This is a genomic window from Ralstonia sp. 22111, assembly GCF_052045895.1.
Classification (GTDB): domain Bacteria; phylum Pseudomonadota; class Gammaproteobacteria; order Burkholderiales; family Burkholderiaceae; genus Ralstonia; species Ralstonia wenshanensis.
Genome location: NZ_JBQEPR010000003.1, coordinates 323,146 through 336,860, shown reverse-complemented (window position 1 = coordinate 336,860; position 13,715 = coordinate 323,146). Strand labels below are relative to the sequence as shown.

Sequence of the window (13,715 nt, the reverse complement as noted above, 5' to 3'; positions counted from 1 at the left end):
GCGCTCGTCAGGAAGCTTTGCGGAGTTGTCCGTTGCCCTTGCCAGGGGCACGCAGAAGATTCGGGGTCGACTGCTTGCTTGCGGAGCGGACCAATGCGTCGGCCGGCACGCCCCACGTCGACAGCATTTCCTGCAGTGCCGTGTGGATCGGCATGGCGTTCCCGGCCATGCTCAGGGCGCGTACGGAAGCCTGCTGCCACTCCAGCATGACGCGCTGGTAATCCGCCACGAAGCTCGACTGGTTCGAGATGGCCGTCTGCAGCACGCCTTGCAGTACATCCATGGTGCGCTGGCTGGCCTGCCAGAATGCGTTGGGCAACAGTGCTGCAAAGGCGTTCCAGTCTTCGACGCTTTGCAGGTCGGCCAGTGCAGACTCCGTGCGGGCAACGTCTGCCGCAAGCAGGTCGGCGCCGAGTTCATACCAGCGCTGCCGTGTTGCCTTGAGCAGACCCAACGTCTGCAGCGCGAACTTGACTTGCGCCTTTTGGAGCGCGAGAGGAACGTTGGCGGGTGTATCCATGTTGGCTCCTTTAAGCCATCTGACTGATGGTTTGGCGAAAGCGCGTCAATGATGCGAGAAACAGCACGGCGCCGATGACGCAGATGGCCAGGCACTGTGGCCACACGACGTCCAGCCCCGCACCCCGATAGAGAATGGCTTGCGACGCCGATACAAAGTGCGTGGTTGGCGCGGCGAGCATGATGTCCTGCACCACGCTGGGCATGCTCTCGCGCGGGGTGGTACCGCCCGAGAGGAGCTGCAGCGGCAGCAGCACCAGAACCAACAGCATGCCGAACTGCGGCATGGACCGCGCCACCGTCGCAAGAAAAATCCCCATGGAAGTCGTGGCAAACAGATGCAGCGTGGCCACCAGCATGAACAGCAGGATCGAGCCCTCGATCGGTACATGCAGCGCGCCCTGCACCACGCACACCAGTGCAACCAGGGCGGCCAGCACCACCACCAACCCCATCGACCAGACCTTGGACACCATGATCTCGAATGGCGTGACGGGCATCACCAGCAGGTGCTCGATCGTGCCGTGCTCGCGCTCGCGGATGAGTGCGGCTCCGGTCAGGATGATCGACAGCATGGTCACGTTGTTGATGATCTCCATCAACGAGCCGAACCACGTCTGCTCCAGATTAGGGTTGAAGCGCGTGCGCAGCACGAGGTCGACCGGCGTTGCGGGCGTGGCGCGGTGGCGCTGCAGAAACGTATTCACCTCGCCCGCGACGATCTGCTGGATGTAGCCGTTGCCGGTGAAAGCCTGGCTCATGCGCGTGGCGTCGATGTTGAGCTGGATGGACGGCGCGCGGCCCGCAAGCACGTCACGCTGGAAGTTGGGCGGAATGTCGAGCACGAACGTGTAGCTACCGCTGTCCATGCCTGGGTCCACCTCGGTGAGCGGGATCAGGGCCGGCGTGCGGAAATGCGGTGGATAGAAGCTCGAGACAATGCGTGCCGACAGCGGTGAGCTGTCTTCATCGACGATGGCGATCGAGGCATTGTGCAGGCTTACCGGCATGGCAGTGGCCGCCACGTAGATCGACACCGTGAAGGTATAGACGATGAGCACCAGCATCATCGGGTCGCGCGCCAGGCTTCGCAATTCCTTGATGCCAAGACGGAAGATGTTGTTCAGGCGAGCGGTGCGGCGATCGATCGGAAGGCTCGGCATGATGTGGCTCTCCTACCGATCCTGCTTGCGCAGCATCAGCAAGGTGGCGCCCAGGATGAACGGCACCGCCGCCAGGAGCGGCCAGAAGGCACTACCCAACGCCCCCATATCCAGCGCCTTGCTGAATACGCCCCGGCTGATGGTCAGGAAATGCGTGGCCGGATACACGCGTCCGATCAAGGCCCCCGCCCCTTCCAGCGACGACACCGGATTGAGCAATCCGGCAAATTGCACGCACGGAATGATCGTGCCGATCATGGTGACGAACATGGCCGCGATCTGGCTTTGCGTGAAGGTGGACGCAAACAGCCCAAAACCCGTCGAGCACGTCACGAAGATCAGCGCCCCCAGCGTGAGCGTCGCGAAGCTGCCCTTGATCGGCACACCGAACACCGTCACCGCCAGCAGCGCCAGCAAGAAGAAGTTCAGCATGGCCAGCACGATATACGGCGCCTGTTTGCCGAGCACAAACTCCGCACGGGTGACCGGTGTCACGTAGAAATTGATGATGGAGCCCAGCTCCTTTTCACGCACCACCGACAACGCCGCCAGCATGGCCGGAATCATCATCAGCAGCATCGGGATCACGGCGGGCACCATGGCAGGCAGGCTTTTCACGTCGGGGTTGTAGCGATAGCGCGTTTCAACGCTGCTGGGTGTCGCAAGACGCACACCCAGCCGGTGTACAGCTGCATCCGCGAGCCAGAGCTGGTGGATGGCGTGCACGTAACCGCGAACAGTTTCTGCGCGGGTGGGCATTGCACCATCCACCCAGGCGCCGATCTGTACGGCCGCGCCACGTTCAATGTCGCGCGCAAAGCCGGGCGGGATTTCAATCGCCAGCGACAACTCGCCGTTGCGCATGCGGCGGTCCAACTCAGCGTAGTCACGAATCGGGGGTTTTTCGATGAAATAACGCGAGCCCGCCAGGTTGAGCGTGTAGTCGTGCGAAAGCACGGTCTGGTCGCGGTCGAGCACGGCGTACGTCAGGTTCTCCACATCCAGGCTGATGCCGTATCCGATGATGAACATCAGAATGGCCGTACCCAGCAGGGCCAGCGTGGCACGCACGCGGTCGCGGCGCAGCTCCAGCGCCTCACGCTGCGAATAGCTCAATGCACGAGCAAGACTGAAGCGGCGGCGCGCGGGCATGCCGCTGGGCGCGCTGGCGGCCCCCGTGCGTACGGGCAGCAGCGCGGCAATCCTGGCAGTGCCCTCAGACGCTTCGGCGGCCTCCTGCAGATAGGCTACGAACGCCTGCTCCAGCGTCTGTGTGCCGCGAGCATGCACCAGCGCCGCGGGCGCATCGCTCACCAGCACGCGGCCGGCATGCATGAGTGAGATGCGGTCGCACCGCTCGGCCTCGTTCATGAAGTGCGTGGAGATGAAGATGGTCACGCGATCCCGTCTGGCAAGGTCGATCATGAGGCGCCAGAACATGTCGCGCGCGACCGGGTCCACCCCGGAAGTCGGCTCATCCAGGATCAGCAGCTCAGGCTTGTGCACCATCGCCACGGCCAGCGACAGCCGCTGCCGCATGCCCAGCGGCAAGCTCTGGGGCAGGCTGTCGGACACCTCCTGCAGCCCGAAACGGGTCAGCATCTCGGCCGCACGCGACTGCACCTCCGGCTCAGGCACCTGGAACAGGCGCGCATGCAGCACAAGGTTCTGACGCACGGTCAGCTCGCCATACAGAGAGAACGCCTGCGACATGTAGCCCACGCGCCGGCGTGTGTCGATGTCCTTCGGGTCGACCGGATGCCCAAACAACCACGCTTGGCCCTCGCTGGCAGGCAGCAGGCCGGTGAGCATCTTCATGGTGGTCGACTTGCCGCAGCCGTTCGAGCCGAGAAAGCCGAAGATCTCTCCACGACGGATTCGGAAGTCGACGTGGTCGACCGCCACAAAGTCGCCAAAGTGCATGGTCAGGCCGCTCGCCTGCACGGCCACATCGTCTTCCGCGCCGGCCACCAAGGGTGGCACCACCACAGCTTGATGACCCTGCCGGCGCGTGAGCGGCAGCAGCGCAATGAAAGCGGCCTCGAGCGAATCGGTACCGGCACGGCTGCGCAGCTCGGCCGGCGTGCCGGTGGCAAGCACCTGCCCCGCATCCATGGCGACCAGCCAGTCGAAGCGCTCAGCCTCTTCCATGTAAGCGGTGGCCACGATCACGCTCATGCCCGGACGCGCAGCGCGAATATCGGCAATCAAGTCCCAGAACTGCGTGCGCGAGAGCGGGTCGACACCCGTGGTCGGCTCGTCCAGGATCAGAAGATCCGGGTCGTGGATCAGCGCGCAGCACAAGGCCAGCTTCTGTTTCATGCCGCCCGAGAGCTTGCCGGCTGGCCGTGAGAGAAACGCCCGCAGGCCGGTGCTGGACGTGAGTGCATCAATGCGGCGGCGGCGCTCCTCTGCATCGTGGCCGAACAGCCGGCCGAAGAACTGCAGGTTCTCCTCGATCGACAGCGTGGGGTACAGGTTGCGGCCCAACCCTTGCGGCATGTAAGCAATGCGTGGACCGACCGCGGCGCGCGCACGGCGATCGGCCATGTCGCTGCCCAGCACGCGCACTGCGCCGTCCTGCAGGGCACGCGCGCCGGCCACCAATGACAACAGGCTGGACTTGCCCACGCCGTCCGGACCGATCAATCCGACCATGCAGCCGGCAGGCAAGTCGAGCGTGACGCCATCCAGCGCCAGCGTCTTGCGATAGCGCAGGCGCACGCCGGCCAGGCTTGCAACCGGCGGCGCAAGGCGCCCCTCATGCAACGCTGATGGGTCGACAGAGGTGGTCACTGCGGAACCTTGATCGCCAAGCTGGCCGGCCAGTCGGCTTGCCCGTCGAGTCTGAGCCACGCCACGCCGGGCAGACCGGTCTTCACGAGCTTCAGGTGTTTGCGCAGCAGATCGCGATCGATCTGCGCCTTGACGCGGAACATCAGCTTCTGGCGCTCGCTGGCCGTTTCCACGGTCTTGGGGGTGAATTGCGCGGTGCTGGCCACAAAGGACACGCGCGCCGGAATCACGAATTGCGGCGCGGCGTCGAGCACGATACGCACCTCGCTGCCCATGGCGATGCGGCCCGCGTCCGTCTCCGGCACGAAGAAGGTCATGTAGACGTCGGACAGATCCACGAGATTGAGCAGGCGCCCGCCGCCGGCCAGAACCTCGCCGGGCTGTGCGATGCGGTATTGCACGCGGGCATCGCGCGGGGCCGTCAGGGCGCTGTCATCGATATCCGCCTTGATGCGCAGTACGGTGGCGTCGGCCGCCTTGACAGTGGCACCGGCACCAGCCACCTGCGTACGGGCGGCCAATACGGCGGCCTGCGCCGCCTCGGCTTGCGCGCGGGCCGCCACCAGCGCGGCCTTGGCGCTGCGCACGCGGGCGCGGTCGTCGTCCAGCTCCTGCATCGACGATGCCCCTTCGTTCGAGAGCGTTTCGGACCGCGCCAACCGCCGTTGCGCGGCGTCCAGATCGCTCTCACGCAGGGCGATCTGCGCCAGTGCGGCCTGCCGATCAGCCTCTCGCACGGCCACCTGGGCCTGCGCACTTGCCACGGCAGAGACCGATTGCTGCTGCCGCGCCAGGGCTTCGTCGCGCTGTGCCTCCAAGGTCTGCACCTGCATGTGAGCAAGCGGCTGGCCGGCCCGCACGAAGTCGCCCTCATCCACAAGGATGTCTTGCACGCGGCCGGGCAGCTTGGTGGCCACGTCGATTTCGGTGGCCTCGATCCGGCCGTTGCCGCTCACAAAGCCCTTTCCGGGCCCGTCGTGCCGCAATGCCTTCCAAGCGAACGCCCCGCCGGCGACCACCAAGGCGGCAGCGAGCAGCGCAATCCATCGTTGTCGGGGAGTCGTGGTCATGGTGTTGTTCCGCCCGATACGCGCGGTGGTGGCGCTGGGCTCAGATGGGGTTGCGGATCGGGCGCGGAATCGACGGCCTGCGTGCCGCCTCCCAGCGCCGCATACAGGCCAACGCGGCTAGAGAGAAGCGCGCGGCGCACCTGCACCAGTTGCTGCTGCGCGGCAAGCAAATCGCGCTGGGCGTCAAGCACCTCCAGGAATGTCGATGCGCCGGCGTCAAAACGCAGTTGCGACAGCCGAGCGCGTTCGGTCTGCGCTGCCAGCGCGGCCTTCGCAATGTCGAGCTGTTCGGCCACCCACTTGCGTGCGGACAGCGCGTCGGACACGTCGCGGAAAGCGCTCTGCACGGTCTTCTCGTAGGCAGCCACGGCTAGGTCTCGGCGGGCTTCTGCCAAGTCAAGATTGCTGCGCAGCTTCCCGCCTTCAAACAGCGGGAGGCTGATGCTGGGCGCAAAAACCCACGCGCGCGTGCCGGGCGCAAACAGATTGCCCAGTTCCGGGCTGATCGTGCCGTAAGCGCCGGTCAGGGCCACGCGGGGGAAAAACGCCGCCCGTGCCGCACCGATGCTGGCGTGCGCGGCACGCAGGCGGTGCTCCGCGGCCACAATGTCCGGGCGCTGCGTCAGCAGGTCGGAAGGCAGGCCCGCGCGTAGCTCGGCCAGCATGCGGTGCTCGTCAAGTGGCTCAGAAACCGGTGGCAAGTCGATCGGCTTGCCGACAAGCAAGGCCAGGCCGTGCGCCTGCGCGTCGCGCGCCTGCTGCAATTGCGTCAACAGCGCCTGCGCCTGGGTCAGCAGGGTCTCGACCTGCGTTTGGTTCAATCGTGAAGTCGCCCCCACCGCCACACGGCGCGAGAAGATGCGCAGTGTCTCGGTCCGGCTGTCCACGGTCTGCTGAGCCAGCGCGATGCGCTCGTCCAGTTCACGCAACACCAGGTAGCTGTCGGCCACCTGCGCGATCAACCCAAGCGCGACCGCACGGCGCGCGGCGTCGGACGCCACATAGCTCTCCAGTGCCGCGTCGTTGAGGTTGCGCACGCGCCCCCAGAAATCGATCTCCCAACTGGAGACACCGGCGCCCACCTGGTACTGAGTGACACGCATGGGCGTGCCGAATGGGCTCAAGTCCGCCGGAATGCTCAGGCGGCTGATGCCGGCCTGCGCGTCGAGGTGCGGAAATATCTCTGCCCGCTGGATGCCAAACGCGGCACGCGCCTCTTCCACCCGCAGCACAGCGGTGCGCAGATCGCGGTTGTTCTCAAGCGCCTGCCCGATCAATGCCTGCAGGCGCTTGTCCGTAAAGTACGCCTGCCAGCCGGTGGCGGAAGCTGGCAGGCCATCCCGGCCATCGTCGGCGTCGTAGTGCTGGGCTACGGGCAAGGCGGGGGCCTCATAAGGCGGCGCCATCGAGATGCAAGCCGACAGCGCCAGCACAGTGGCGGAGGCGACGATGGCGGCCAAAGGCGTGCCGCTGAACCTGGTCCAGGCCCGGCGTTGTTTCTCCGCACGCATCTATTTCTCCAGCACGTAGGTGCCGGGCGCATCAGCCAGTGGCTGCGATCCGGGTACGCCCATCTTCGGCGGTTTGACCGCTGTGGACGCCGATGCATGCGCGACCAGCCATGCATGCCACGCCGGCCACCACGAACCGTCGGTGGTGGGGGCCGATGCCAGCCAGTCGTCCGGCGCCGCCGATGTCTCACCGATGTGGCGCGTCTGCATCTGGAACCGCCGATGCGAGTTGGCCGGCGGACTGACAATGCCGGCGTTATGACCGCCGCTTGTCAGCACGAACGTCAGCTCCGCCTCGGTCAGGTGATGCAGCTTGTAGACCGAGCGCCATGGCGCCACGTGGTCGGTCAGCGTGCCCACCACGAAGATGGGCAGATCGATGTCGTTGAGTGCCACCGGCTTGCCGTTGACTGGGTAGCGGCCCTCGCTCAGGTCGTCGTTCAGGAACAGGTGCCGCAGATACTGGCTGTGCATCCGCGCGGGCATGCGCGTGGCATCGGCGTTCCAGGCCATCAGATCGTTCATGGGTGCGCGATCGCCCAGCAGGTACTCACCCACCAACCGCGACCACAGCAAGTCGTACGAGCGCAGCATCTGGAAGGCTCCGGCCATCTGGCTCGCGCGCAGATAGCCGGTCTGCTCCATCTGCGCTTCCAGCAGACTGACCTGTGCCTCGTCGATGAACAGGCCCAGCTCGCCTGGCTCGCAGAAGTCCGTCTGCGCGGCAAAGAGCGTCATGGACGCCAGCCGGGCATCGCCATCGCGCGCCATGGCAGCGGCGGCAATGGCCAATAACGTGCCCCCGAGGCAGTACCCGGCGGCATGTACGCGCCGGCCCGGCACGATGGCATTGACGGCATCGAGCGCGGCAAAGACACCGAGCTTGAGGTAGTCATCCATGTCGAGACCGCGATCTGCCTCGTCCGGGTTTTTCCAGGAGATGCAGAACACGGTATGGCCCTGCTCTACCAGGTAGCGGATCAGCGAGTTCTGCGGCGACAGATCCAGGATGTAGTACTTCATGATCCAGGCCGGCACGATCAGGATGGGCTCGGCCTGGACCTTGCTCGTGGCCGGCGCGTACTGGATCAGTTCGATCAGGCGGTTGCGCAGGACCACCTTGCCAGGCGTGATGGCCACGTCGCGGCCCACCGCAAAGCGTTCGGTACCGGCAGCCGGCGCGGCGCTCATGGAGCGCTCCAGATCGTCAAGCGCATTCAGCGCGCCACGCACGAGATTGGTGCCGTGCTGCTCAAACGTCCGGCGCAGGACAATCGGGTTGGTTGCCAGTTGGTTGCCCGGCGACATCATGTCGAGCCATTGACGCGCGGCAAAGGCAACCACGTCCTCATGATGCTTGGCGACACCCCACACACCGCGCGTGGCCGCTTCCCACCATTGTTCGGTCAACAGGAAAGACTGGTGCAGCACGTTGAACGGCCACAGGCGCCACTCATCTGCCGAGAAACGACGGTCACGGGCCGGCGGCTGGACGCAAAGGCACACGTCCTGCGGGCCGGACGCCAGGCAGTTTCGGATGTAACCCTCGAGTTGTTCGGCCTGCGTCAGCGCCAGGCGCCACAAATCCAGCCGCTTGCCAGGCGAGACGGCCAGATGCAGTGCCCAGTCGAGCAACGCCAGCTGCATTGATACGAGGGACAGCGAATTCGATGTGCGGGCAAGCGCCGCGTGAAACGGCAGATCGATCTGCTCTGCAGTCGGTAAAGACGGCACGGGGGCGGTGCGCATGGTTGGGGCGTCAAACGATTGCCAATATGCGATCCATTAGATGCCAGCGGCTACCGACCAGACTTGACGCATCTCAAACCGGGACAAGAGCGCGGACTCTAGACAGTGTCAAAGAAATGACATCTGCGAATGCCAGTCGTCGCAGAGGTTTGTCCAGCGCATTACGGCCCCAAACGTGTGTGTTAGAGTCCGGCGGGGAAAACATGACGATCCGCAAGATCGGCCCCATATCTCCATCCCTCCCAACGCGGTACTGGCAAATCTGTTGCACCAACAGGATGCATTGGGCGCATGGCGCAGGCGTCGCCTGAAGTGCGACGCCCAAGGGCCAACTCCTTGACGAGATGTCATCCCTGCCTCTCGGGCTGCGCAATGTCCGCGAATGGCGCGGCAAAGCCATTTGCGATTGAGGTATCCATCTAGATTTGCGTCGGCGCATTCACGCTGCCGGTCTACCAGCCTCGTTATCGAGGCGCAACGAACAATCCATTTAGAGAAAACCGTGTTCACTTGCATCAACCAGAGCTGCGGCACGCAGTGGGAGCTGTCCGACGTCGTCATCAAGGATGAGGGCCAAGGACCGCTGTTCCGCTGTGCGCTATGCGGCGCGCGCAACTATCTCAAACGCGTCGAAACCAAAGACGGCCGGGTCATCTACAAGCAAATCGAAGGCAAGCCGCTCACGTGATCCAACGCAACGACATGACCATCGAACCAACCGCCACGCCCTTCACCACTCTAGCGCTCGCCCCGGCTGTGCTCGCGAACCTTGCGCAGCTCGGCTACACCGACATGACGCCGATCCAGGCTGCAAGCCTGCCCATCGCGCTTGCGGGGCACGACCTGATCGCGCAGGCAAAGACGGGCAGCGGCAAAACCGCAGCGTTTGCGCTGGCCCTGCTCGCACGGCTCGACGCGCGCAACTTCGACGTGCAGGCGATGGTGCTCTGCCCCACGCGCGAACTTGCCGACCAGGTTGCGCAGGAGATCCGCCGCCTGGCCCGCGCCGAAGAAAACGTAAAGGTGCTCACGCTCTGCGGCGGCACGCCGATGCGCCCGCAGGCAGCCAGCCTCGAGCATGGCGCACATGTCATCGTCGGCACGCCGGGCCGCATCATGGACCATCTGGAGCGCGGCAATCTCGCGCTCGGCGCATTGAAAACGCTCGTGCTCGATGAAGCAGACCGCATGCTCGACATGGGTTTCTTCGATGACATCGCGACGGTCGTGCGCCAGTGTCCGCCTGATCGTCAGACGCTGCTGTTCTCGGCAACGTACCCGGAAGGCATTGCGAAGCTGAGCCAGCGGATTCTGCGCAACCCGAAGGAAGTGAAGCTCGAAGAGCGCCACGACGACAGCAAGATTCGCCAGCGCTTCTACGAGGTGACCGACAGCCAGCGGCTGCATGCGGTCGGGCTGCTGCTCAAGCACTATCGGCCGGTCAGCACGCTCGCGTTCTGCAACACGAAGCAGCAATGCCGCGACCTGCTCGACGTGTTGCGCGCGCAGGGCATTCACGCACTGGCGCTGCACGGCGAACTCGAACAACGCGAGCGCGATCAGGTGTTGATCCAGTTCGCGAACCGCAGTTGCTCGGTGCTGGTGGCGACCGACGTTGCCGCGCGCGGGCTCGATATCGCCCAACTGGAAGCGGTGATCAACGTTGACGTGACGCCCGATCCCGAAGTGCATGTGCACCGCATTGGCCGCACAGGCCGCGCCGATGAGAACGGCTGGGCGTTGAGCCTCGCGAGCATGGACGAGATGGGGCGCGTCGGCAATATCGAAGAGGCGATGGGCCGCGAGGTCGAATGGCACAAGCTCGACGAGCTGGATACCGGCAACGATGCACCGCTGCTGCCGCCCATGGAAACGCTGCAGATTCTCGGCGGACGCAAGGAGAAGATCCGCCCCGGCGATGTGCTCGGCGCGTTGACGGGCGATGCCGGCTTTCGCGGCGACCAGATCGGCAAGATCAACGTGACCGAATTCTCGACCTACGTCGCAGTCGAGCGCGGCATCGCGCGCGAGGCGCTGCGCAAGCTCAATGCCGGGACGGTGAAGGGAAAGAAGGTCAGGGTTCGGCTGATGGAAGAGTGACGCCCTGCCCTGCGCAGCCACGGGTTGCGGCTCGCCGGGTGCGCGCGACTCAACCCAGCATGGCAGCGGCAACACCCGCCGCCGCACACAACGCCACCACAATCAGCGGTGGCGTTTTCCATCGCGTCAGCAGCAGAAACGCAATCGCTGCAACAGCAAAATCGAGCCATGACCGCACGGCGCTCGTCCAGACCGGTGTGTAAAGGGCAAACGCCAGCAATCCCACCACTGCGGCATTCACACCCGCCAGCAGCGCCGCCATGGACGGACGGGCGCGCAACGCCTGCCAGTAAGGCAATGCCGCGATGACCAACAGCAGTCCCGGCAGAAAAATGCCCACCGTAGCAAGCGCAGCCCCGGCCCAGTGATTGAGCCCTGGGCCGATGGTCCAGCCCAGGAATGCTGCGAAGGTAAATAGCGGTCCGGGCACGGCTTGCGCGGCACCGTAGCCGGCCAAGAAATCGTTCGACGCGACCCAACCGGGGGCAACCGTCTGCTGCTCCAGCAGCGGGAGCACGACATGCCCGCCTCCAAACACCAACGCGCCGGAACGATAGAACGCGTCGAACACCTTCGCGGGCATCCACGGATGAAGGTCCGCCACAACGGGAAGCCCGAACAGCAGCGCGCAAAACAGCACGAGGCTCACGACGCTGGCCAAGTGAGACACGCGGAATGCGCCGCCCCGCCCTGCGATCGGGCCACCACGCGCCGGGCTGGACGATCGGCACAACACCAGTCCCAACACAGCGCCAATCACGATCACGGTCAGTTGCGCGTAAACGGTCGTCAACGCGCTGAGCACGGCGATGCTGATTAAGGCGATGCTGGCGCGCTGCCAGTCGGGACACAGCTTGCGCGCCATGTCCCACACGGCCTGCGCCACCACCGCAACGGCCACCAGCTTCAAACCGTGGATCAGGCCATTTCCGACGGGGCCGCCCAGGCCCGGCGCGACCATCGCAAAAGCCAGCAACAGCACAACCGAAGGCAGCGTAAAGCCGCACCAGGCTGCCAAACCGCCGCGCCATCCGGCCCGAAGCAGCCCGACAGAAAACCCCACCTGGCTGCTGGCAGGCCCCGGCAGAAACTGGCACAGCCCGACGAGGTCGGTGAATGTTGCGTCGTCCAGCCAGCGGCGGCGCTCCACGAACTCGCGGCGGAAGTAGCCGATATGCGCGACGGGACCGCCAAAACTCGTCAGGCCCAGCTTGAGAAAGACCGCCAGCACTTCCATGGCAGAGCCCGCTTGATGTGTGCGGGACGGTGTGGCGGATGCGGTCATTGGCTGGCGAGATCGACGTTTGAGACACGCGTATTAGAACATTGCCGCCGTGGCATGGAAGGCAACTAAAGTGGCAGCATAGGCATCGCCGTCACCGTCATTGGACCCTGCCGCGTATCCCATCATGCACTTTGCTCAGACCATTGGCGCACAGCGCCATGTGTTCAACGATCTCAAGACGCTGCTGGCCAAGGCCAGCCCGGCGCGCTCCGGCGACTATCTTGCGGGCCTGGCCGCCGCCAGCGAAGGCGAGCGCATGGCCGCGCGCATGGCGCTGGCAGACGTGCCGCTGTCAGTCTTCCTCAACGAAGCGCTGGTGCCGTATGAAGACGACGAGGTCACGCGCTTGATTCTCGATCGCCACGACGCACAGGCCTTCCAGCCGATCGCCTCGCTCACTGTGGGCGAATTTCGCAACTGGCTGCTCCTGCACGAGACCGACAGCGCGACATTGGCGAGCGTCTCCGCCGGCATCACGCCGGAAATGGCCGCCGCGGTCAGCAAGCTGATGCGCAATCAGGATCTGATTTCCGTGGCCCGCAAGTGCCGCGTGGTCACGCGCTTTCGCAACACCATCGGTTTGCCGGGCCGGTTGTCAGTCCGGCTGCAGCCAAACCACCCGACTGACGACCCCAAAGGTATTGCTGCGTCGATCATCGATGGCCTGCTGTACGGCTGTGGTGACGCGACCATCGGCATCAACCCTGCCGGCGACAATCTCGGCGCCATCGTTTCGCTGCTGCAATTGGTGGATGAACTGCGCAACCGCTACGCCATTCCTACGCAGTCGTGCGTGCTGACCCACGTGACGAACACCGTGCGCGCTATTGACCAAGGCGCGCCGGTGGACTTGGTGTTCCAGTCGGTTGCGGGCAGTGAACAGGCCAACGCAGGGTTCGGCATCAGCCTGGCCTTGCTGGCCGAGGCGCATGACGCCGCGCAGGGCCTGGCGCGCGGCACGGTTGGCAACAACGTGATGTATTTCGAGACCGGCCAGGGAAGCGCGTTGTCGGCCAATGCGCACCACGGCGTCGATCAGCAAACCATGGAGGCGCGTGCCTATGCGGTGGCGCGGGCGTTTTCGCCTTTGCTGGTGAATACGGTCGTCGGCTTTATCGGGCCGGAGTATCTCTATGACGGCAAGCAGATCATCCGTGCCGGATTGGAAGACCACTTCTGCGGCAAGCTGATGGGCCTGCCGATGGGCTGCGACGTCTGCTACACCAACCATGCCGAAGCCGATCAGGACGACATGGATACGCTGCTGACGCTCTTTGGCGTGGCGGGCATCCATTTCATCATGGGGGTGCCGGGCGCTGACGACATCATGCTGAACTACCAGAGCACGTCGTTTCACGACGCCCTTTATCTGCGCGACACGCTCGGCCTGCGGCCTGCACCGGAGTTCGAGGCGTGGCTGCAAAGCATGGGCATCGTCGATGCGGCCGGCCGCCTGCAAGACGCCACGGCGCGGCAACCGCTGCTGCAGTTGGCCCACGCGCTGTAAATCCCGCCGGGAAGC

General features: G+C 64.8%; 10 protein-coding genes. 3 read left to right on the top strand and 7 right to left on the bottom strand.

The window, feature by feature from the left end:
- Window positions 1-7 precede the first annotated feature (7 nt).
- From ACTJK4_RS10495 to ACTJK4_RS10470, 6 genes are read right to left on the bottom strand one after another with little or no spacing between them, the layout of a single operon-like run.
- Entirely contained in the window at window positions 8-520 is a 513-nt protein-coding gene (locus tag ACTJK4_RS10495) for a hypothetical protein (protein ID WP_232039638.1), read from the bottom strand.
- 10 nt (window positions 521-530) lie between these two features.
- Entirely contained in the window at window positions 531-1,682 is a 1,152-nt protein-coding gene (locus ACTJK4_RS10490; RefSeq protein ID WP_440817883.1) for an ABC transporter permease, read from the bottom strand.
- Between the two features lie 12 nt (window positions 1,683-1,694).
- Window positions 1,695-4,478: a ribosome-associated ATPase/putative transporter RbbA gene (rbbA, locus tag ACTJK4_RS10485; RefSeq protein WP_440817882.1), complete on the bottom strand. Its 2,784-nt coding sequence runs from the start codon at window positions 4,476-4,478 to the stop codon at window positions 1,695-1,697.
- Window positions 4,475-5,548, bottom strand: coding sequence for an HlyD family secretion protein (locus ACTJK4_RS10480; RefSeq protein WP_440477278.1), 1,074 nt, complete (start codon window positions 5,546-5,548; stop codon window positions 4,475-4,477). Before ACTJK4_RS10480 ends, rbbA begins: the two co-directional genes overlap by 4 nt.
- On the bottom strand, window positions 5,545-7,059 hold the full coding sequence (locus tag ACTJK4_RS10475; protein ID WP_440817881.1) for an efflux transporter outer membrane subunit: 1,515 nt from the start codon (window positions 7,057-7,059) through the stop codon (window positions 5,545-5,547). The genes ACTJK4_RS10480 and ACTJK4_RS10475 overlap by 4 nt, the downstream gene beginning before the upstream one ends.
- A complete protein-coding gene (locus ACTJK4_RS10470) occupies window positions 7,060-8,808 on the bottom strand; it encodes a PHA/PHB synthase family protein (protein ID WP_440817880.1) in 1,749 nt (582 codons plus the stop codon).
- A gap of 502 nt (window positions 8,809-9,310) precedes the next feature.
- On the opposite strand from ACTJK4_RS10470, the gene ACTJK4_RS10465 reads away from it, so the two are divergent.
- A complete protein-coding gene (locus ACTJK4_RS10465; RefSeq protein WP_232039646.1) occupies window positions 9,311-9,496 on the top strand; it encodes a hypothetical protein in 186 nt (61 codons plus the stop codon).
- A 14-nt stretch (window positions 9,497-9,510) separates the two neighbouring features.
- Window positions 9,511-10,908 carry an ATP-dependent RNA helicase DbpA gene (dbpA, locus tag ACTJK4_RS10460; protein ID WP_433867971.1) on the top strand — a complete coding sequence of 466 codons (1,398 nt, stop codon included), beginning with the start codon at window positions 9,511-9,513 and terminating at the stop codon, window positions 10,906-10,908.
- Between the two features lie 49 nt (window positions 10,909-10,957).
- Here dbpA and chrA read toward each other — a convergent pair whose 3' ends face one another.
- A complete protein-coding gene (chrA, locus tag ACTJK4_RS10455; protein WP_316870911.1) occupies window positions 10,958-12,193 on the bottom strand; it encodes a chromate efflux transporter in 1,236 nt (411 codons plus the stop codon).
- 124 nt (window positions 12,194-12,317) lie between these two features.
- Here chrA and ACTJK4_RS10450 point away from each other — a divergent pair, with 124 nt between their 5' ends.
- Window positions 12,318-13,700: an ethanolamine ammonia-lyase subunit EutB gene (locus tag ACTJK4_RS10450; RefSeq protein ID WP_433867969.1), complete on the top strand. Its 1,383-nt coding sequence runs from the start codon at window positions 12,318-12,320 to the stop codon at window positions 13,698-13,700.
- Window positions 13,701-13,715: the final 15 nt, after the last annotated feature.

Coding starts and splice junctions, on each gene's coding strand:
- chrA (WP_316870911.1), bottom strand. CDS start 12,193: ATGACCGCATCCGCCACACCGTCCCGCACACATCAAGCGGGCTCTGCC.
- ACTJK4_RS10495 (WP_232039638.1), bottom strand. CDS start 520: ATGGATACACCCGCCAACGTTCCTCTCGCGCTCCAAAAGGCGCAAGTC.
- ACTJK4_RS10470 (WP_440817880.1), bottom strand. CDS start 8,808: ATGCGCACCGCCCCCGTGCCGTCTTTACCGACTGCAGAGCAGATCGAT.
- dbpA (WP_433867971.1), top strand. CDS start 9,511: ATGACCATCGAACCAACCGCCACGCCCTTCACCACTCTAGCGCTCGCC.
- ACTJK4_RS10490 (WP_440817883.1), bottom strand. CDS start 1,682: ATGCCGAGCCTTCCGATCGATCGCCGCACCGCTCGCCTGAACAACATC.
- ACTJK4_RS10475 (WP_440817881.1), bottom strand. CDS start 7,059: ATGCGTGCGGAGAAACAACGCCGGGCCTGGACCAGGTTCAGCGGCACG.
- ACTJK4_RS10480 (WP_440477278.1), bottom strand. CDS start 5,548: ATGACCACGACTCCCCGACAACGATGGATTGCGCTGCTCGCTGCCGCC.
- ACTJK4_RS10450 (WP_433867969.1), top strand. CDS start 12,318: ATGCACTTTGCTCAGACCATTGGCGCACAGCGCCATGTGTTCAACGAT.